This window comes from Pseudomonas sp. L-22-4S-12 (assembly GCF_009799935.1).
Taxonomy (GTDB): Bacteria; Pseudomonadota; Gammaproteobacteria; order Pseudomonadales; family Pseudomonadaceae; genus Aquipseudomonas.
This window is the reverse complement of sequence record NZ_WELL01000001.1, coordinates 57,529-77,198: the sequence shown is the minus strand read 5'-3', so window position 1 is coordinate 77,198 and position 19,670 is coordinate 57,529. Positions and strand designations below refer to the sequence as shown.

The window sequence follows — 19,670 nt, the reverse complement described above, 5'->3', positions numbered from 1 at the left end:
AAAGCTTGATGCTGGTTGCAGGGGTACATAGCCAACAAAAAGCCCCGCACTAGGCGGGGCTTTTTGCATTGCGGCAAGGCTTACAGGCCGGCGGCAGCGCGCAGGTCGGCAACCTTGTCGGTCTTTTCCCAGGTGAAGGTGGTGAAGCTGTCGTCACCGACGGTCACTTCCTCAGGGGTACGGCCGAAGTGGCCGTAGGCCGCGGTGGCGCGGTACATCGGGTGCAGCAGGTCGAGCATCTTGGTGATGGCGTACGGACGCAGGTCGAACACTTCGCGCACCAGCTGGATGATCTTGTCTTCGGCGATCTTGTGGGTGCCGAAGGTGTTGATCGAGATCGAGGTCGGCTGGGCCACGCCGATGGCGTAGGAAACCTGGATTTCGCAGCGGTCGGCCAGGCCGGCGGCGACAATGTTCTTCGCCACGTAGCGGCCAGCGTAGGCCGCCGAACGGTCAACCTTGGATGGGTCCTTGCCGGAGAAGGCGCCACCGCCGTGACGGGCCATGCCGCCGTAGGAGTCGACGATGATCTTGCGCCCGGTCAGGCCGCAGTCACCCACCGGGCCGCCGATGACGAAGTTGCCGGTCGGGTTGATGTGGAACTGGGTGCCCTTGTGCAGCAGCTCGGCCGGCAGGGTGTGCTTGATGATCAGCTCCATCACCGCTTCGCGCAGGTCGGGCAGCGAGACCTCCGGGTTGTGCTGGGTGGACAGCACCACGGCGTCGATACCGACTACTTTGCCGTTCTCGTACTGGCAGGTGACCTGGCTCTTGGCGTCCGGGCGCAGCCACGGCAGCAGGCCGGACTTGCGCGCTTCGGCCTGGCGCTCGACCAGGGCGTGGGACAGGCGGATCGGCGCCGGCATCAGTACGTCGGTTTCGTTGCTGGCGTAGCCGAACATCAGGCCCTGGTCGCCGGCACCCTGGTCTTCCGGCTTGGCGCGGTCGACGCCCTGGTTGATGTCCGGGGACTGCTTGCCAATGATGTTCAGCACGCCGCAGGTGGCGCCGTCGAAGCCGACGTCGGAGTTGGTGTAGCCGATATCACAGATCACGTCGCGGACGATCTGTTCCAGGTCGACCCAGGCGCTGGTGGTGACTTCACCGGCGACGATGGCCACACCGGTCTTGACCAGGGTTTCCACGGCCACGCGGGCGTGTTTGTCCTGGGCGATGATGGCGTCGAGGACGGCATCGGAAATCTGGTCGGCGATCTTGTCCGGATGGCCTTCGGACACGGACTCGGAGGTAAACAGGGAGTATTCGCTCATTTCAAAATCCTATTCGTACCTGGTTTGGCGGGTTTGCTTCGCATCCGGCTTGGCGAAGTGCCGTACCTGAATCTGAAAGCCGTTCTTGAGGCCCACATAGAGGCTCTCGCCGGGCGTGAGCCCCGCGGCATCGGCCCAGCGGGCCAGATCTTCCTGTTCGAAGCCAAGCCAGAGATCGCCGCAGGCCGTCCTGGCCCAACTCTGGTCATGGCTGCACAACTCGGTGATCAGCAGACTGCCGGCCGGTTTGACCAAGCGCGCCAGCTGCTTCAGTGCCTCGGCCGGGGCGGCGAAATGGTGCAGGACCATGTTCACCACCACGCAGTCGGCGGCGCCGATTTCGTCGTTCAGGGCATCGGCGAGCTGCAGCTCAACATTGCCCAGTTGTTCTTGCGCGCAGCGCTGGCGTGCCAGTTCCAGCATCGCCGCACTGTTGTCCAGCGCAGTCACGTGATGGAAGCGGCGCGCCAGTTCGGGCAGGAAGCCGCCATCGCCGGGGCCGACTTCCAGCGCCGTGGCGCCAGTGGCGAAGCCCAGCGCATCGAGCAGGGCCAGCACGCTGTCGCGGTACTGCGGCAGGCCGGCGATCAGGTCCTGCTGGGCCTGGAACTTGTCCGCAGTCTTGGCGAAGAAGTCGCGGCTGGCGGCGGCGCGCTGGGCGTGCACGGCGGCGATGCGCGCCTGCACCTCGGCGGGCAGTTGCAGCTCGTCGACCTCCGCCAGCAGCGCGCCATGCAGGGTGCCGCCGAGCAGTTCGCTGTGCGGCAGGGCGCGGCGGTAGAAGATCGCATTGCCTTCGCGGCGGGTGGCCACCAGGCCGGCCTGGGCCAGCACCTTGAGGTGGTGGCTCATGCCCGACTGGCCGATGGCGAAGATCTGCGCCAGCTCCAGCACACCGAACGAGTCGTTGGCCAGCGCGCGCAGCACGTTCAGGCGCAGCGGATCACCGCCGGCCTTGCACAGGGCGGCGAGCTCATCGGCTGGCTCGAAACGCAGTTGCGGCACGCGCATATTCATAGGGGCGGCAGTCTAGTCGGTCACTTTTCATCCAGCAACATCAATATCAAAACTTTTTGATATTGATGTCTGGGCAGATCGGCCGGCAGCTTTCGTCGATCTTTCATTGCCCCGCAGCGCCTGGCTGGGCGAAAATGCGCGCCTTTTTCCGCCCTTTCATTAAGTAACAGTCCGTCCAGGAGATCAGCGATGCCCAGCCGTCGTGAGCGTGCCAATGCCATTCGTGCCCTCAGCATGGATGCCGTGCAGAAAGCCAACAGCGGCCACCCGGGTGCCCCCATGGGCATGGCGGACATCGCCGAAGTGCTGTGGCGCGACTACCTGCAGCACAACCCGAGCAACCCGAACTGGGCCGACCGCGACCGCTTCGTGCTGTCCAACGGCCACGGCTCGATGCTGATCTACTCGCTGCTGCACCTGACCGGCTACGACCTGGGCATCGACGACCTCAAGCAGTTCCGCCAGCTGCACAGCCGCACCCCGGGCCACCCGGAATACGGCTACACCCCGGGCGTTGAGACCACCACCGGCCCGCTTGGCCAGGGCATCGCCAACGCCGTCGGTTTCGCCCTCGCCGAGAAGGTCCTGGGCGCGCAGTTCAACCGTGACGGCCACGCCATCGTCGACCACTTCACCTACGCCTTCCTCGGCGACGGCTGCATGATGGAAGGCATCAGCCATGAGGTCTGCTCGCTGGCCGGCACCCTCGGCCTGGGCAAGCTGATCGCCTTCTACGACGACAACGGCATCTCCATCGACGGCGAAGTGCACGGCTGGTTCACCGACGACACCCCGGCACGCTTCGAAGCCTACGGCTGGCAGGTGATCCGCAACGTCGACGGCCACGATGCCGACGAGATCAAGACCGCCATCGAGACCGCGCGCAAGTCCAGCGACCGGCCGACCCTGATCTGCTGCAAGACCGTGATCGGCTTCGGTTCGCCGAACAAGGGCGGCAAGGAAGAGTGCCACGGCGCCCCGCTGGGCAACGACGAGATCGCCGCCACCCGCGCCCAGCTCGGCTGGAACCACGGCCCGTTCGAGATCCCGGCGGAGATCTACGCCGAGTGGGACGCCAAGGAAGCCGGCGCCGCCCGCGAAGCCGCCTGGAACGACAAGTTCGCCGCCTACGCCGCCGCCCATCCCGAGCTGGCTGCCGAGTTCAAGCGCCGGGTTGCCGGTGAGCTGCCGGCCGACTTCGCCGAGAAGGCCGCTGCCTATATCAAGGACGTCGCCGAGAAGGGCGAAACCATCGCCAGCCGCAAGGCCAGCCAGAACGCGCTGAATGCCTTCGGCCCGCTGCTGCCGGAATTCCTCGGTGGCTCGGCCGACCTGGCCGGCTCCAACCTGACGCTGTGGAAGGGCTGCCAGGGCGTGTCGGCTGAAGACGCTTCCGGCAACTACATGTTCTATGGCGTGCGCGAGTTCGGCATGAGCGCGATCATGAACGGCGTGGCCCTGCACGGTGGTTTCATCCCCTACGGCGCGACCTTCCTGATCTTCATGGAATACGCCCGTAACGCCGTGCGCATGTCCGCACTGATGAAGCAGCGCGTGCTGTACGTGTTCACCCACGACTCCATCGGCCTCGGTGAAGACGGCCCGACCCACCAGCCGATCGAGCAGCTGGCCAGCCTGCGCGGCACGCCGAACCTGGACACCTGGCGCCCGGCCGATGCGGTGGAATCCGCAGTGGCCTGGAAATACGCCATCGAGCGCGCCGACGGCCCGTCCGCGCTGATCTTCAGCCGGCAGAACCTGCCGCACCAAGCCCGCGATGCCCAGCAACTGGCCGACGTGGCCCGCGGCGCCTACGTGCTCAAGGACTGCAATGGGGAGCCGGAGCTGATCCTGATCGCCACCGGTTCGGAAGTCGGTCTGGCCGTGCAGGCCTATGACAAGCTGAGCGAGCAGGGCAAAAAGGTCCGCGTCGTCTCCATGCCGTCGACCTCCGTGTTCGACCAGCAGGACGCCGCCTACAAGCAGGCCGTGCTGCCGTTGCAGGTTGGCGCGCGCATCGCCATCGAGGCCTCGCACGCGGACTACTGGTACAAGTACGTGGGCCTGGAAGGGCGCATCATCGGCATGACCACCTTCGGTGAGTCCGCCCCGGCACCGGCGCTGTTCGAGGAGTTCGGCTTCACCGTCGACAACCTCCTGGAAACCGCCGCCGAACTGCTGGACGCCTAAGCCACCCCTCTCCCGCTTGCGGGAGAGGGGCAGGGGGAGAGGGTTGTGGCTGCCACGGCCCTCTCCCCAGCCCTCTCCCATAAATGGGAGAGGGGGCTGCCACGCTATCGAGAGAGTTCATGCCCAACGCTCGCCTCTATAAAGTCGCCCTCAACGGCTACGGCCGCATCGGTCGTTGCGTGCTGCGTGCCTTGCATGAGCGCGGCGCCGCGGCCGGTTTCGAGATCGTCGCGTTGAACGACCTGGCCGACCAGGCCAGCATCGAATACCTGACCCGCTTCGACTCCACCCACGGCCGCTTCCCCGGCGAGGTGCAGGTCGACGGCGACTGCCTGCATATCAACGGCAACTGCGTGAAGGTGCTGCGCCAGGCCACGCCCGAGGCCATCGACTGGGCCGCGCTGGATATCGACCTGGTGCTGGAATGCTCCGGTGTCTACCACAGCCGCGCCGATGCTGAGCGCTTCCTCGCTGCGGGTGCGCCGCGGGTGCTGTTCTCCCAGCCAATGGCCAGCGAAGCGGATATCGACGCCACCGTGGTGTTCGGGGTCAATCAGGCCTGCCTGAGCGGTACCGAGAAGCTGGTGTCGAACGCCTCCTGTACCACCAACTGTGGGGTGCCGTTGCTCAAGCTGCTGAATGAGACGGTGGGGATCGAATATGTGTCGATCACCACCATCCACTCGGCGATGAACGACCAGCCGGTGATTGACGCCTACCACCATGAAGACCTGCGCCGCACGCGCTCGGCCTTCCAGTCGGTGATTCCGGTATCCACCGGTCTGGCCCGCGGTATCGAGCGCCTGCTGCCGGAACTGACCGGGCGCATCCAGGCCAAAGCCATTCGTGTGCCGACGGTCAATGTGTCCTGCCTGGATATCACCCTGCAGACCGCCCGTGACACCAGTGCCGAAGAGATCAACCGGGTGTTGCGCGAAGCCGCCAGCAGTGGCCCGCTGCAGGGTCTGTTGGCCTACACCGAACTGCCCCACGCTAGCTGCGATTTCAACCACGATGCCCATTCGGCGATTGTCGACGGCAGCCAGACCCGTGTGTCCGGCCCGCGCCTGGTCAATCTGCTCGCCTGGTTCGACAACGAGTGGGGCTTTGCCAACCGCATGCTCGACGTTGCTCAACATTTCCTCGACGTTTCCACCTGTTCCACCGAACAGACAGCCATTAACCAGCCCCTTGTGAAGGACTGACCATGACCGTTTTGAAGATGACCGACCTCGACCTCGCCGGTAAGCGCGTGCTGATCCGCGAAGACCTCAACGTCCCGGTAAAAGACGGCGTGGTGAAGAGCGACGCGCGCATCCTCGCCTCCCTGCCGACCATCAAGCTGGCCCTGGAGAAAGGCGCGGCAGTCATGGTTTGCTCGCACCTGGGTCGTCCGACCGAGGGCGAGTTCAGCGCAGAGAACAGCCTGGCGCCGGTGGCTGCCTACCTGAGCAAGGCCCTCGGTCGTGACGTGCCGCTGGTGGCCGACTACCTGGGTGGCGTCGACGTGCAGCCGGGCCAGGTCGTGCTGTTCGAGAACGTGCGCTTCAACAAGGGTGAGAAGAAAAACGCCGACGAACTGGCCCAGCAATACGCCGCCCTGTGCGACGTGTTCGTCATGGACGCCTTCGGCACCGCCCACCGCGCCGAGGGCTCGACCCACGGCGTGGCCAAGTTCGCCAAGGTCGCTTGTGCCGGCCCGCTGCTGGCGGCCGAGCTGGACGCCTTGGGCAAGGCCCTGGGTAACCCGGCCAAGCCGATGGCGGCGATCGTCGCCGGCTCCAAGGTGTCGACCAAGCTCGACGTGCTCAACAGCCTCAGCCAGATCTGCGACCAGCTGATCGTCGGTGGCGGCATCGCCAACACCTTCCTCGCCGCCGCCGGTTTTCCGGTCGGCAAGTCGCTGTACGAGGCCGACCTGATCGACACCGCCAAGGCCATCGCGGCCAAGGTCAGCGTGCCGCTGCCGGTCGACGTGGTGGTGGCCAAGGTCTTCGCCGAAGACGCCGAGGCGACCATCAAGCTGGTCGCCGACGTGGCTGAGGACGACATGATCCTCGACATTGGCCCGCAAACTGCTGCGCAGTTCGCCGAGCTGCTGAAGTCGTCGAAGACCATCCTGTGGAACGGCCCGGTCGGCGTGTTCGAATTCGACCAATTCGGCAACGGCACCAAGGTCCTGGCCCAGGCCATCGCCGAAAGCCCGGCGTTCTCCATCGCCGGCGGTGGTGACACCCTGGCCGCCATCGACAAATACGGCGTCGGCGCGCAGATCAGCTATATCTCCACCGGTGGTGGCGCGTTCCTCGAGTTCGTCGAGGGCAAGGTGCTGCCGGCCGTGGAAGTGCTGGAACAACGCGCCAAGGCCTGAGTGGCCCCGAATACTTGAATAGCGCCTGCCCCTGCGGCAGGCTTGCACGATTAACGAGCCCCACCGGGAGAAAGAACACCATGGCACTTATCAGCATGCGCCAGATGCTCGACCACGCCGCCGAATTCGGCTACGGCGTGCCGGCCTTCAACGTCAACAACCTCGAGCAGATGCGCGCGATCATGGAAGCGGCCGACAAGACCGATTCCCCGGTGATCGTCCAGGCTTCCGCCGGTGCCCGCAAATACGCCGGGGCGCCGTTCCTGCGCCACCTGATCCTGGCCGCCATCGAAGAATTCCCGCATATCCCGGTGTGCATGCACCAGGACCACGGCACCAGCCCGGACGTCTGCCAGCGCTCGATCCAGCTGGGCTTCAGCTCGGTGATGATGGACGGCTCGCTGAAAGAAGACGGCAAGACCCCGGCCGACTACGACTACAACGTCCGCGTCACCCAGCAGACCGTGGCATTCGCCCACGCCTGCGGCGTGTCGGTGGAAGGTGAGCTGGGTTGCCTGGGCAGCCTGGAAACCGGCATGGCCGGCGAAGAAGACGGCGTCGGCGCCGAAGGCGTGCTCGATCACAGCCAGATGCTGACCGACCCGGAAGAAGCCGCCGACTTCGTCAAACGCACCCAGGTCGATGCCCTGGCTATCGCCATCGGCACCAGCCACGGCGCCTACAAGTTCACCAAGCCGCCGACCGGTGACATCCTCGCCATCGACCGCATCAAGGAAATCCACAAGCGCATCCCCAACACCCACCTGGTGATGCACGGCTCCTCCTCGGTGCCACAGGAGTGGCTGGCGATCATCAACCAGTACGGCGGCGACATCAAAGAAACCTACGGCGTGCCGGTCGAGGAAATCGTCGAAGGCATCAAGTACGGCGTGCGCAAGGTCAACATCGACACCGACCTGCGCCTGGCGTCCACCGGTGCCATGCGTCGCCTGATGGCCACCAACCCGAGCGAGTTCGACCCGCGCAAGTTCTTCGGCGCCACCGTCACCGCCATGCGCGACATCTGCATCGCCCGCTACGAAGCCTTCGGCACCGCCGGCAACGCCTCCAAGATCAAACCGATCTCCCTGGAAGGCATGTTCCAGCGCTATGCCAAGGGTGAGCTGACCGCCAAGGTCAACTAAGCCACCTGCTGCACCGAAAGCCCCGCTCTGCGGGGCTTTTGTTTATCGGGGGAAAGCTAATGCCGTCTATCGTTCGAGGCACACTCTGCGCGGCCGTGCTTGTGCTCGTCGGCTGCGCCCAGCAGCCCGCTGTTGTTGCTCCTGCGCCAGTAGCCACGCCGCTGGTGACCGATCCGCAGCAGTGCCTGAGCCAGGCCGAATGCACCACCAAGACTTCGCGCAGCCTGCTGTTCGTCTTCGACTATGCCGCCGCCGGCGGCGCCCTGGTGCAACGCAGGGAGCGCCTGCTGTTCACCCCGGCGGATGCGCCGCGGAGCGAGTGGCCGGCGATCTATATCCGCCTGGCCGAACCCATGAGCGGGCGCTTCGACTTCAATGCCGAGTGCCAGGTGCCACGCTGTCGCTACAGCGCTGCGCAGTTGTTGCAGGTCTATCGCGACTATCTGGCTGGCCAGCCAGGTGACTTGTCCAAACCCGTGGGGAAATGACGGGGCCCGGGTATCACGGCGAGCAGACCCATTGCCGGGCACTCTTGTCGTAATGCGCCGCCGTCACCCTGCGCTCGCTGTCGCTGTGTTGCAGGCAGAAGTTTTGGTAGAACGTGGCGCGATTGCCGCTCTTCAGATCGGATCCGCCCAGTATCACGCTGTACAGGCCATCCGTCAGGGGCTTGGCTGCTTGGCTTGGATTGAAGTGCGCAATGCGCTCGCCATAGGCAATGCAGGTGTTGCTGGTGATCGGCAGTGCATGCTCCGGGCCTGTCGCACTAATTGCCCAGTACGAGCCGGGGCCGGCCCCGGTCACCTGGATGGCATGCACCACGACCTGGCCTGCATCGACCTTGAGCGTGCGGTTGAAGAACAGCCCCGCTGACTTGAACTCGGTCCCACCGAAACACAGCCGATCATTGGCGATCCAGACCTTGGCGTCGCCATCGAACAGGCGCGACATGGCCTGACTGCTGAGACTGAACAGGCTCAGGCTGACCAGCATCAGCCACTTAAGGGAGAGCGTTGGCATTGCTGGGATCCTTGAGAAAGTCGGCTAGTACCAGGTTGAACAGGCTACGGTCACGCACTTGGCGCCCGCTATTCGATAACGCGCTGAGGCCGTTGGAGAGGGCATAGTGGTCGGCGATGATGTCGCCCTGTTGTTCCATGTTGTAGTCATGCAACTTTTTCGTGGCATCCAGAGTGTATTGGTACGGGTCGCCCAGCAGTCCCCAGAGACTGCCAGGGTGCAGCAGCATGCCATGCAGCTTGACCCAGTAACCCAGCTGGTGCTGCCAGACATGAACCATCTCGTGCATGAACCAGTGCTTGTACTCATCCTGCTTGGCGCTGGAGAAGTCTTCCTGGAAATAGGCCGGGTTGAAGTAAAGCTCACCGTTGGGCGTCATCGCGGTGTTGTCTGGCTGCAGTCCGAACGGCAGGTATTCATCGCGATGCACCTTGACCTTGGTGTAGTCGATGGCGTCTTTGAAAATCGAGCGAGCCATGGCGATTTCACCGCTGGTCAGTGGGCGTGACTCGCCATCCAGGGTCACGCTATGCACGGAACTGCCGAGTTGTTGTGGGTTGGTCTTCACGGCCTGGAGTTCGACGATCCGCCCGGTGCTGCTCTGCTGCCCAGTGTGCCTGGCACAGCAGGGAGTAGCGTCGCTCGGTGGTTTCAGGGCTATCTGCGTAATGGTCTGGGGGCTGGTGGTTTGAATGCGCTGGGTCTTGCCTTCAGCATCGGTGGTGCCGTTAAGCTGGCTGCCGTCTTCAAGAGTCAGAGTGTAAGGTAGCAGCGAATAAGGCTGGCCATTTGGTGCCTGCAGTCGCAGCTGTTCATCGAACTGGATGTTCCCCGAGTCGTCGGCGAGTAGTGCACTTGCCGTTGCCGCCACGGCGGCTATCGCCCCACCAATCTGCAGCGGCCCCACCGGGCTTATCGGTGCTCCGCCGCCGGAGCTGCCAACCAGCACATTGCCTGAACCAGAAATGATCACACCGCCGTGAGCGGTGGCGCTGCCCAGGTGGGCGATCGGCATGCCGTTGATCAGGATGGTCGGGATGCCGACGGTGATGGCGTCGCCACAGGCGGTCGCATCGCCGACCCTGGCCGCGGGCAGGTTGTTGATCAGTACATTGGGCGAACCGACCACCACCGGGTTTGGCCCGTGGCCGGGGAGGGGACAGGCGTCGGTGTCGGATACGCGGGCGGCGGGTTTGCCGGACATGGCCAATCTCCTTATCGGCATGTGTAGGGCTGCAGACAGTGCCGCACTGCGCCTCGTGCGGCCAGCGTTGCCAGCGGGTTTTATGCGATCGCTCACTGCCGGCGTGCAGGTTGCGCAACGAGTTGCGCAGTTTTCCTGCTACTCGCGCGCAGTCCTGGGCTCATGGCGGCGGCGTCGCGAGTTAAACTGGCGCCTGGTTTCCCCGCAGTGCGCCCCATGACCCCGCTCAAGTACCTCAAGGCCTATCCCCAGCAACTGCAGGATCAGGTGCAGCAGATGATCGCCGCCGGGCGCCTGGGCGATTACCTGAGCCAGCGCTACCCGCAGCGCCACCAGATCCAGAGCGACAAGGCGCTGTACGGATACGTCCTCGACCTCAAGCAGCAGCACCTGCGCAGCGCACCGGCGATCGACAAGGTGCTCTACGACAACCGCCTCGACCTGACCCACCGTGCCCTCGGCCTGCACACGGCGGTATCACGGGTGCAGGGCGGCAAGCTCAAGGCGAAGAAGGAGATTCGCGTGGCCGCGCTGTTCAAGGAGGCGGCGCCGGAGTTCCTGCAGATGATCGTGGTGCACGAGCTGGCGCACCTGAAGGAATACGAGCACAACAAGGCCTTCTACAAGCTCTGCGAGTACATGCTGCCCGGCTACCACCAGCTGGAGTTCGACCTGCGCGTGTACCTGACCTGGCGCGATCTGCCGAGCACATCGGACAAAAACTGAACAGTGCGGCGCAGGCCGCGACCGGCCTGCTCTGCAGCCGGTCATCCCCCTGTTATCCACAGATCCATCCCCGGCAATTGTGTGCAACTTGTTGAAGCGGATGGCTTTTTTATTCGCCGACAAGAGCGCCTGGAACTGCCCGACCAGCGCGCGTGCCGCCGCGGCCGGCGCAGGCTAAGGTGAAGACATGCAGCTGCAAGGGAAATCCCGTCACGCAGGGTCGCGTTTTGCCCGGAGGCAAGACCATGAGCAGCGTCCCGCTCAGCTTCGAACAACTGGGCAGCTACAGCCCGATGGATTTCCTCACCCCCCACTACCGCCAGCAGCTGCATGCCAGCCTGCAATACCTGCAGCGCCCGGCCGGCACCCTGCTGTTGCACAAGGGCGAGCGCTCGCTGGCGCAGTACTACCTGCTGAGCGGCAAGGTGGCGGTGGATGCCGGCCCGGCCCGGCAAACCTTCGAAGGCGGCTCGCCGCAGGCGCACCTGCCGCTCAACGGCAGCCAGCCCAACCCGGCCACGGTCAAGGCGCTGACCGATGTCAGCCTGTTCGCCGTGGAGCACCAGCTGCTTGAACGGCTGCTCGGCTGGAGCCAGGAGGCGGCCTACCAGGTCAGCAGCCTCGGCGGCATGGTCGAGGAGCAGGCCGACGAGGACTGGCTGGCCCGCCTGCTCCGCACGCCGCTGTTCGGCCGCCTGGCGCCGTCGCACCTGCATGCGCTGCTGGCGCGCTTCGACTATGTCGAGGTCGAGGCCGGCCAGCGCGTGGTCAGCTACGGCGAGCCTGGCGAGCATTTTTATGTGATCAAGCGCGGCCGGGCGAGCATCACCCTGCCTTCTGCCTACAACGAGCAGCCGGCGCTGACCCTGGGCGAAGGCGACTTCTTCGGCGAGGAGGCGCTGATCAGTGGCGCGGTGCGCTCGGCCAGCGTGACCATGCTCGAGGCCGGCGAACTGGCGCGCCTGCACCGCGAGGATTTCGTCGAACTGGTGCGGCCGACGCTGATCCCGCAGATCAACCGCGACGAGCTGGCGCGCCTGAGCCAGCAGGGCAGCCGCAAGTACCTGCTGCTGGATGTGCGCCTGGCCCTGGAATACCGCCTCGGCCACCAGCCGGAGAGCCTCAACCTGCCGGTGGCCAACCTGCGCACCCACGCCGACAGCCTGGACCGCAACACCAGCTACGTGGTGACCCCGGAAGGCGGCATCCGCAGCGAGCTGGCGGTGCATCTGCTCAACCAGCTGGGCTTCGACGCCTACCTGCTCGACGAGCCGCTGGCGGCCTGAGTTGGTGGCCTCAGCGTACGCGGACGATGGTCCAGCGCTGCGCGCCGCTGCCGACCTCGTCGCCCACGCCCAGGCCGAGCAGCTGCTGGCCGAGCGGCGCGCGCGGGGTGATCAGCATGATCTCGCCCTCGGCCCCCGGCAGCTTCAGGCCGGCCCCGTCCGGGCCGAGCAACAGGCACTGCTGGCGGCCCTCGGCGCTGCGCAGGGATACCAGGGCGCCGAGCCCGATGCCCTGCACCTCGTCGTAGTCGCGCATCGGCAGGGCCTGCCAGGCCTTTAGCGCCTGGCGGATCTCCTCGACCCGGCGCGCCTGCCCGGCGGCCAGGTACGCGGCCTCCAGGCCGAGGGTGTCGTACTTGTTCTCGGCGATGTTCTCCTCGTGCGTGGCCGCCTCGTGGGCGGTCTGCGCGGCGCGGATGGCCAGGGCCAGATCGGCCTCCAGGTGCGCGCACACCTGTTGTTGCAGCAGGGTCTTGTCCATGGTCGGCAGGGCTGTGTGCGGGCGTGCAGGTTAACAGGCCGCGCGGGTCGGGGTCTTGCGCCTGCGAGTTCGGCTAAACTGCGAAGACCTGTCGCGAGGTTGTCCCGATGGCCCATTTCCCTTGGCGCCGTCTGCTGTGCGGGCTGGCCCTGTGCTGCGCCGGTGCCGTGGCGGCTGCCCCGCTGCAGCTGTACACCGAGGAGTACCCGCCGCTGAACTTCAGCCGCGACGGCCAGCCGACCGGCCTGGGCGTCGAGGTGGTGCAGGAGATCCTGCGGCGTACCGGGCAGCAGGCACGGATCAGCATCGTGCCCTGGGCGCGGGGCTACCAGGTCGCGCAGGTCGAGGCCAATAGCGGGCTGTTCGTGACCATGCGCACCGCCGAGCGCGAGCACCTGTTCAAGTGGGTCGGGCCGATCATCGTCGGGGTCACCAGCTTCTACGCGCTCAAGGGCTCCGGCCTGCACATCGCCAGCCTGGAGGATGCGCGCCAGGCCGGCATCATCGCCGCGCCCCGCCAGTGGTACAGCTACCAGACGCTGCAGGCCAAGGGGCTGCCCAACCTGTACGGGGTGATGGGGCCGAAGCAGATGATGACCATGCTGCGCCACCGCCGCGTGCCGCTGGTGGTGGCCGACAACGTGACCCTGGAAAGCCTGCTGGCCCTCGGCGAACTCAAGCCGGAGGATGTCGAGCTGCTGCACAGCTTTCTGCGCACCTACGCCTACATCGCCTTCTCCCCGAGCGCCGATGACGCGCTGATCGCCGAGTGGCAGGGCGCCCTCGACCAGATGAAGGCCGATGGCACTTTCGCGGCGATCTATCAGCGCTGGCTGCCGGGGCAGGAAATGCCGGACTAACTAGCTGGGTGTGTCCCGCGCCGGAGCGGCTTTGGCCGCGAACCGCCGTCGCCAGCCGGGCACCCTTCGCGGCTAAAGCCGCTCCTACGGGGCAGTGCGGCGCATCGACAGTTGGGCGCCGCCGGCATCCCGTTGCCTCGGCTAGTCGCGCAGGCGCATAAGCTCGGCGCAGCCGGCGCGCTCAGCCGCGGCGCATGCCGATATGCGGGATGTCGTCTTCCAGGTACGGCGCGGTGACCGGGGCGAAGCCGTGGCGCGCGTAGTAGCCCTGCAGATGGGCCTGGGCCGACAGGTACAGCGGCAACCCCGGCCAGCGCTCGGCGCAGGCCTGCAGGGCGCGCGTCATCAGCTCATGGCCGAGGCCACTGCCGCGGGCCTCGGCGGCGATCACCACGCGGCCGATCACCACCTCGCCGGCATGCCGCGCCGGGTCGAGCAGGCGCAGGTAGGCCAGCAGCGTCTCGCCGCTCCAGGCCAGCAGGTGGCAGGTCTCGCCGAGCAGGTCCTGGCCGTCGACTTCCAGGTAGGGGCAGTTCTGCTCGACCACGAACACCCGGGTGCGCAGGGCGAGCAGGGCATAGAGCTCGCGGGTGGTGAGCTCGGCGTGGTGCTTGATGATCCAGGTGATGGGCATGGCAATGGCTTTTGCTGGGGCTCAGATCAAGGGCGGGTTTTAACCGGACCCACCGACGGCAGGGGTAGGTCAGAAGCTTTGCCCACTATTTGTGGGGGGAGAGTTCATGGATGGCAAGCCCTGGCTCCCGGCCATGACCCGGGGCGGTTGAGGCGAAGCTACGGATTCGGCCGGGGCCTGTCCAGCGGGTGGAATCGTTTGCCGGCCTCGCCAGTGGCCCGGTGCCACCTACACTGCAGCGGGGGACATGGAGGTGCGCATTGCTGAACCAGGCATCCGATTATTCGATCTACCGGCAGGTGGTCTCGCAGCTGATGCAGGGCGAGGAGCAGTTGCCCAGTCTGCCGGCCCTGACCCTGGATATCCGCCGGGCGCTGGGTGACGAGCGGGTCGGCCTGCCGGCGCTGGTGCGCCTGATCGGCCGCGACCCGGCGCTCAGTGCGCTGCTGATGAAGCATGCCTGTTGCGCGCTGTACCGGCACGCGCAGGCGCCCAGGACCCTGCAGGAGGTGATCGTCCTGCTCGGCCTGGCCGAGGTCGACCGGATCACCATGCTGCACAGCATCAAGAGCCTGTTCACCCTGCACAGCCCGGCGCACAAGCGCCTGTTCGTCGAAGTCTGGCAGCGCCTGGCGTTCAAGGCCGGCACCTGCGCCCAGCTGGCCCGCCTGCTCGGCCAGGTCGCGCCGGAGCATGCGCTGCTGGCCAGCCTGCTCAGCGAGGTGGGTACCCTGGCGGTGCTCTCGGCGTTCAAGGACGAGGCGGCGATCCCCTCCAGCGAGCTGTATTACAAGCTGTGCCGCGAGTACAGCAAGTCGCTGGGGGTGATAGTGCTGAAGAAGTGGGCGGTGGACGAGGAATACATCGGGGTGATCCGCCAGGCCGGCAACTGGGGCTTCAGCACCGGGCACGGGCTGGACCTGGTGGACCTGATCAACCTGGCCCTGTTCCACGCGATCAAGCAGCAGAACCCGCAAGCCGAGCTGCCGCCGCTGGTGACGCTGGCTGCCTACCGCAAGCTGCTGCCGCCGCTCAACGGGGTCAGCGCCGAGGGCGAGCTGGCACTGCTGGTCGAGCACCAGGCGGACATCCAGGCGATCGCGGCGACCCTGCTCTGAGCCGGCGACTGGCCCGACGGCTCACACCGCGCCCCCCAGACGACTGGCCGGGGTTCAGGCCGGGCTGCTCTCATGCAGCTGCACGCGGTTGCGCCCGGCGGCCTTGGCCGCATACATGGCGGCGTCGGCGCGGCGGATCAGCAGGGTGCCGCTGTCCTCGCCGCAGCTGAGGACGATGCCGATGCTGGCGCCGACCTGCACGCTCAGCTGTTCCAGTTCGATGGGCCGGCGCAGCTGTTCGAGAATCCGCAGCGCTACCTGCTCGGCCTGCTCGGGCGAGCTGACGGTCTCGCAGACCAGGACGAACTCGTCGCCGCCCAGGCGCGCCGGCAGGTCGGTCTCGCGGGCGCAGCGCTGCAGGCGGCTGGCGATCTCGGCGAGCACCTGGTCGCCGAGGGCATGGCCGTGCTGGTCGTTGATCGGCTTGAAGCCGTCGAGGTCGATCAGCATCACCGCCAGCAGCTCCTGGCGCCGGTGCGAGCGGCGGATGGCCAGCTCCAGCTGGGCCTGCAGGGCGGTGCGGTTGGCCAGGCCGGTGAGCGGGTCCTTCATGGCCAGGCCGCGCAGGCGCTGGTTGGCGTCCTCCAGGGCCTCGGTGCGTTCGGCCACGCGCTGCTCCAGCTGCTTCTCGTGCTGCTGCAGGGCCTGTTCCTTCTGCCGCTTGAGCTCGTTGAAGCGCGCGGCGAGGGCGAAGGACAGCAGGATCATCTCCAGCGACGAGCCGATCTGCATGGCGTAGATGGTGAAGAAGTTCGACGGGATCAGGGCGAAGTTGCGCAGCGCCAGCAGCAGCGCGCCGCCGAGCAGCATGCTCCAGGCCAGGGCGAAGATGCCGGCGCCGGGCACGCGGTTGCGCAGGCAGACGAAGGCGGTGGCGAGCAGGCTCAGGCACATGGCAATGCCGGAAATCGACATGGTCTGCAGCGCCAGCTGCACCGGCAGCAGCAGGGTGGCCAGGGCGCAGCAGGCGACGACGAGGAAGGCCAGGCGCAGCCAGCGGTCGCCGCGCGGCAGCCACTGCCGGGTGTCGAGGAAGCTGCGGGCGAAGAGGATGCCGATGGCGGCCGCGGCACTGATGCCGAACGGCAGGGCGCGGTTGGTCCACCAGCCGGCCTGCGGCCAGAGGAACTGCGCGCCGAAGCCGTTGAGGCCGAGGATGCCGATGGCGAACACGCCGACGAACAGCACGTAGTAGAAGAACGGGCGCTCGCGCAGGGCGAGGAACAGCAGCAGGTTGTAGCAGCCGAGGGCGAACAGGGTGCCGCCGTAGAGCGCCTGCACCACGTAGCCCTGGAGGCTGTGCTGCTCGTGGGCGGTGCGCGAATAGAGGGTGGCGCCGAGGGTCATGCTGCCCTCGGAGCTGGCGCGCAGGTACAGGGTGCGGCGCTCGCCGGGCTGCAGGTGCAGGTCGAACACCGGGTTGCGGTTGCCGACGCTGCGCTGGGCGAAGGGCAGCATGTCGCCGGCCTGGCTGTGGCGCACGCCGTCCTGGCCGACATCGTAGAGGTCGACCCGGTCCAGCGAGGGATAGCCGAGTTCCAGGCGCCAGTCGCGCGCCTGGCTGGCCGCGGACTCGACCTGCAGGCGCAGCCAGATGGCGCCGTGGACATAGCCGAAGCCCAGGTCGCGGCGCGTCGCGCTGCTGCGAAAAGCCTCGGGGCTGGCGAGCAGGGCCGGCAGTTGCAGCCGGCCTGCGGGGTCGGCGAGGTAGTCGACCTGGCCGTGCAGGTTCTGGGGCGGGCTGTCGTCGTGCAGCACCAGGGCGGCCCTGGCGGGCGACGCCAGCAGGCCCAGCAGCAGGGCGAACAGGATCAGCAGGGGCAGCGAAGGAAAGTGACGGGCGCCAGGCATCGGATGACTCGGTTTTCTGCGCCGCGCGGCGCCATCCGCCAATAGTGGCAGAGTGCCAATAGGGCTGCCCAGCCTTACCCCACGAATTTCAGGGCTTTTGTTCGGCGGCGAGCGTTTTCCCCTCTGTCGGCTGCGCCGTGCGCGCCAGGGCTGATCTGCGCATGGCGCACTCTGCGGCAGGGTCTTCAGCTCGCGGCTGCTCGTGCCCTGCGTGCTGCCGAACGGGCGGATCGGCGAGCGGGTGGCGCGTTTCGATGTGATGCTGGGCATCATCCCGGCGTCTTGAACGGTTGCAGCCGCGCGCTAGTGTCAGGCTAAGCTGAGAGAATCGCGGCGCATGATGAGGGGACTTGTATGCTGGTTCGCTGCTGGCGCGCTGTGCCCGGCTTGCTGCTGGCCCTGTGTCTGTGCGGGGCGGTGCAGGCCGAGTCGCTGCGGCTGTACACCGAGGAGTCGCCGCCGATCAACTTCAGTGACAACGGCGCGCCGGTCGGCCTGGCCACCGAGGTGGTGCGCGAGATCATGCGCCGCACCGGCGAGCAGGCGCCGATCGAGGTGGTGCCCTGGACCCGCGGCTATTGGCAGGCGCGTACGCGGCCCAACACCGGGCTGTTCATCACCATGCGCACCGAACAGCGGGAATCGCTGTTCAAATGGGTCGGCCCGTTGACCCGCAGTGTCACCGGCTTTTATGCCCTGCGCAGCGCCGCCATCAACATCAACAGCCTGGAACAGGCCCGCACCTTCCACGAGATCGCCATACCGCGGGACTGGTACAGCCATCAGCGCCTGGTGGCCGAGGGCTTCAGCAACCTTAACCCGGTGACCAACCCGTTGCAGATGATGAGCATGCTCAAGCAGGGCCGGGTCAAGTTGATGGTGCTGGATGACCTCAGCCTCGACGCCATGCTGGCCGTGGGCGACATCCCGCGGGACGAGGTGCAGTTGCTGTTCAACTTCATGCATAGCGACAGCTATATCGCCTTTTCCCTGGGCACCGACGATGCGCTGATCGCTCGCTGGCAGCGCGAGCTGGAGGCGATAAAGGCCGACGGCAGCTTCGCCGCCATCTATCACAAGTGGCTGCCCGGGGTGCCGCCACCAATGACCGCAGATGAGCAGCCTCATGCTGGCGGCGAGAATGGTGCAGATCAGTAGCATGGGCCGGGACGGTCTGCATGCCGCGCGGAGCTCAGCGTCCGGGGGCAGGTGAAGCCACCGGTGCTGCACCGGCCGGCTTCTCCGTCCACGCGGCCGGCTTCAGACGTACTGCGCGGCCGCATGGGCCGAGGCCCAGGCCCACTGGAAGTTGAAGCCGCCGAGGTGGCCGGTGACATCCAGCACCTCGCCGATGAAGTACAGCCCCGGCGATTTCAGCGATTCCATGGTCTTCGACGACACCTCGCGGGTGTCCACCCCGCCGAGGGTGACTTCGGCGGTGCGGTAGCCCTCGGTGCCGGCCGGGACCAGCGTCCACTCGGCCAGGCGCGCGGCCACCGCGTTCAGTTCGGCCGGGGTGTACTGCTTGAGCGGCTTGGAGACGAACCACTGCTCGGCCAGCAGGCCGGCCATCTTCTTGGTGAACAGCTCGGCGAGCAGGGTCTTCAGCTCGCTGTTGGGCCGCTCGCGCTGCTGCTCGGCCAGCCACTCGGGCAGGTCGATATGCGGCAGCAGGTTGATCTGCACGCTGTCGCCCGGCTGCCAGTAGGAGGAGATCTGCAGGATCGCCGGGCCGCTGAGGCCGCGGTGGGTGAACAGGATGTTCTCCTTGAAGCTCTGCCCGTTGCAGCTGACCAGGCAATCCTCCACCGAAGTGCCGGACAGCTCCGTGCACAGCTCTTTCAGCTGCGGCTCGGTGATGGTGAAGGGCACCAGGCCGGCGCGGGTCGGCAGCAGCTGGTGGCCGAACTGGCGCGCCACCTGGTAGCCGAAGCCCGTGGCGCCGAGGGTGGGGATGGACAGGCCGCCGGTGGCGATCACCAGCGACTCGCAGTCGAAGCTGCCGGCGCTGGTCAGCAGGCGGTAGCCGGCATCGAGCTTGTCGATCTGCTCGATCTTGGTATCCAGGCGCAGGTCGACGCCGGCCTGGTCGCACTCGGTCAGCAGCAGGGTGAGGATGTCGCTGGCCTTGCGGTCGCAGAACAGCTGGCCGAGCTTCTTCTCGTGGTAGGGCACGTCGTGCTTGACCACCAGTTCGACGAAGTCCCACTGCGTGTAGCGGGCCAGGGCCGACTTGCAGAAGTGCGGGTTACCGGAGAGGAAGTTGCCCGGCTCGCTGTACATGTTGGTGAAGTTGCAGCGCCCGCCGCCGGACATGAGGATCTTCTTGCCCGGCTTGTTGGCGTGGTCGAGCAGCAGTACCTGGCGCCCGCGTGCGCCCGCCTGGGCGGCGCACATCAGGCCGGCGGCGCCGGCGCCAATGATGATGACCGGGAAGAAGGACACGGGCTGAACCTCGGGTAAGTCGCAAAGGCGCGCATTCTAGCGGAGTGGGCG

At 66.4% G+C, this 19,670-nt stretch carries 18 protein-coding genes; 10 read left to right on the top strand and 8 right to left on the bottom strand.

What is annotated here, in order from left to right; genetic code table 11:
* Positions 1 to 80: 80 nt before the first annotated feature.
* Complete coding sequence (gene metK / locus F3I16_RS00355; RefSeq protein ID WP_160491817.1) at positions 81 to 1,271, bottom strand: methionine adenosyltransferase; 1,191 nt, start codon at positions 1,269 to 1,271, stop codon at positions 81 to 83.
* Between the two features lie 9 nt (positions 1,272 to 1,280).
* Positions 1,281 to 2,288 (bottom strand): metalloregulator ArsR/SmtB family transcription factor, encoded by a 1,008-nt coding sequence (locus F3I16_RS00350; protein WP_160491816.1) that lies wholly within the window; start codon positions 2,286 to 2,288, stop codon positions 1,281 to 1,283.
* Between the two features lie 189 nt (positions 2,289 to 2,477).
* Here F3I16_RS00350 and tkt point away from each other — a divergent pair, with 189 nt between their 5' ends.
* The 5 genes from tkt (at position 2,478) to F3I16_RS00325 (ending at position 8,482) form a co-directional block, all read left to right on the top strand.
* On the top strand, positions 2,478 to 4,478 hold the full coding sequence (tkt, locus tag F3I16_RS00345) for a transketolase (protein WP_160491815.1): 2,001 nt from the start codon (positions 2,478 to 2,480) through the stop codon (positions 4,476 to 4,478).
* 119 nt (positions 4,479 to 4,597) lie between these two features.
* Complete coding sequence (epd, locus tag F3I16_RS00340) at positions 4,598 to 5,683, top strand: erythrose-4-phosphate dehydrogenase (protein WP_160491814.1); 1,086 nt, start codon at positions 4,598 to 4,600, stop codon at positions 5,681 to 5,683.
* A 2-nt stretch (positions 5,684 to 5,685) separates the two neighbouring features.
* Positions 5,686 to 6,849 (top strand): phosphoglycerate kinase, encoded by a 1,164-nt coding sequence (locus F3I16_RS00335; protein ID WP_160491813.1) that lies wholly within the window; start codon positions 5,686 to 5,688, stop codon positions 6,847 to 6,849.
* 80 nt (positions 6,850 to 6,929) lie between these two features.
* Entirely contained in the window at positions 6,930 to 7,994 is a 1,065-nt protein-coding gene (gene fba, locus F3I16_RS00330; protein WP_160078062.1) for a class II fructose-bisphosphate aldolase, read from the top strand.
* Positions 7,995 to 8,158: 164 nt separating this feature from the next.
* Positions 8,159 to 8,482: a hypothetical protein gene (locus tag F3I16_RS00325; protein ID WP_256670047.1), complete on the top strand. Its 324-nt coding sequence runs from the start codon at positions 8,159 to 8,161 to the stop codon at positions 8,480 to 8,482.
* Between the two features lie 13 nt (positions 8,483 to 8,495).
* Here the strand turns inward: F3I16_RS00325 and F3I16_RS00320 are convergent, their stop codons facing one another.
* On the bottom strand, positions 8,496 to 8,987 hold the full coding sequence (locus F3I16_RS00320) for a hypothetical protein (protein WP_160491811.1): 492 nt from the start codon (positions 8,985 to 8,987) through the stop codon (positions 8,496 to 8,498).
* A gap of 7 nt (positions 8,988 to 8,994) precedes the next feature.
* The gene (locus tag F3I16_RS00315) at positions 8,995 to 10,218 is read right to left on the bottom strand and encodes a PAAR domain-containing protein (protein WP_160491810.1); all 1,224 of its coding nucleotides are present in this window, start codon (positions 10,216 to 10,218) and stop codon (positions 8,995 to 8,997) included.
* Positions 10,219 to 10,434: 216 nt separating this feature from the next.
* Here F3I16_RS00315 and F3I16_RS00310 point away from each other — a divergent pair, with 216 nt between their 5' ends.
* Together F3I16_RS00310 and F3I16_RS00305 are read left to right on the top strand one after the other, a co-directional pair.
* Positions 10,435 to 10,944 carry a YgjP-like metallopeptidase domain-containing protein gene (locus F3I16_RS00310; protein WP_160491809.1) on the top strand — a complete coding sequence of 170 codons (510 nt, stop codon included), beginning with the start codon at positions 10,435 to 10,437 and terminating at the stop codon, positions 10,942 to 10,944.
* A 245-nt stretch (positions 10,945 to 11,189) separates the two neighbouring features.
* Positions 11,190 to 12,230, top strand: a complete 1,041-nt coding sequence (locus F3I16_RS00305; RefSeq protein WP_160491808.1) for a cyclic nucleotide-binding domain-containing protein — start codon at positions 11,190 to 11,192, stop codon at positions 12,228 to 12,230.
* A 10-nt stretch (positions 12,231 to 12,240) separates the two neighbouring features.
* Here the strand turns inward: F3I16_RS00305 and F3I16_RS00300 are convergent, their stop codons facing one another.
* Entirely contained in the window at positions 12,241 to 12,711 is a 471-nt protein-coding gene (locus F3I16_RS00300) for a GreA/GreB family elongation factor (RefSeq protein WP_160491807.1), read from the bottom strand.
* A 107-nt stretch (positions 12,712 to 12,818) separates the two neighbouring features.
* Between F3I16_RS00300 and F3I16_RS00295 the strand changes: the two genes are divergently transcribed.
* Positions 12,819 to 13,571, top strand: coding sequence for an ABC transporter substrate-binding protein (locus F3I16_RS00295; protein WP_160491806.1), 753 nt, complete (start codon positions 12,819 to 12,821; stop codon positions 13,569 to 13,571).
* A 181-nt stretch (positions 13,572 to 13,752) separates the two neighbouring features.
* On the opposite strand, the gene F3I16_RS00290 is transcribed toward F3I16_RS00295, so the two are convergent.
* Complete coding sequence (locus F3I16_RS00290) at positions 13,753 to 14,205, bottom strand: GNAT family N-acetyltransferase (RefSeq protein WP_160491805.1); 453 nt, start codon at positions 14,203 to 14,205, stop codon at positions 13,753 to 13,755.
* Positions 14,206 to 14,465: 260 nt separating this feature from the next.
* Between F3I16_RS00290 and F3I16_RS00285 the strand changes: the two genes are divergently transcribed.
* The gene (locus F3I16_RS00285) at positions 14,466 to 15,323 is read left to right on the top strand and encodes an HDOD domain-containing protein (protein ID WP_256670046.1); all 858 of its coding nucleotides are present in this window, start codon (positions 14,466 to 14,468) and stop codon (positions 15,321 to 15,323) included.
* Positions 15,324 to 15,377: 54 nt separating this feature from the next.
* On the opposite strand, the gene F3I16_RS00280 is transcribed toward F3I16_RS00285, so the two are convergent.
* Positions 15,378 to 17,174 carry a 7TM diverse intracellular signaling domain-containing protein gene (locus tag F3I16_RS00280; RefSeq protein ID WP_160491804.1) on the bottom strand — a complete coding sequence of 599 codons (1,797 nt, stop codon included), beginning with the start codon at positions 17,172 to 17,174 and terminating at the stop codon, positions 15,378 to 15,380.
* Between the two features lie 354 nt (positions 17,175 to 17,528).
* Between F3I16_RS00280 and F3I16_RS00275 the strand changes: the two genes are divergently transcribed.
* Positions 17,529 to 18,332, top strand: a complete 804-nt coding sequence (locus F3I16_RS00275; protein WP_160491803.1) for an ABC transporter substrate-binding protein — start codon at positions 17,529 to 17,531, stop codon at positions 18,330 to 18,332.
* Between the two features lie 102 nt (positions 18,333 to 18,434).
* Here the strand turns inward: F3I16_RS00275 and F3I16_RS00270 are convergent, their stop codons facing one another.
* Entirely contained in the window at positions 18,435 to 19,619 is a 1,185-nt protein-coding gene (locus tag F3I16_RS00270; RefSeq protein WP_160491802.1) for an NAD(P)/FAD-dependent oxidoreductase, read from the bottom strand.
* Positions 19,620 to 19,670 lie beyond the last annotated feature (51 nt).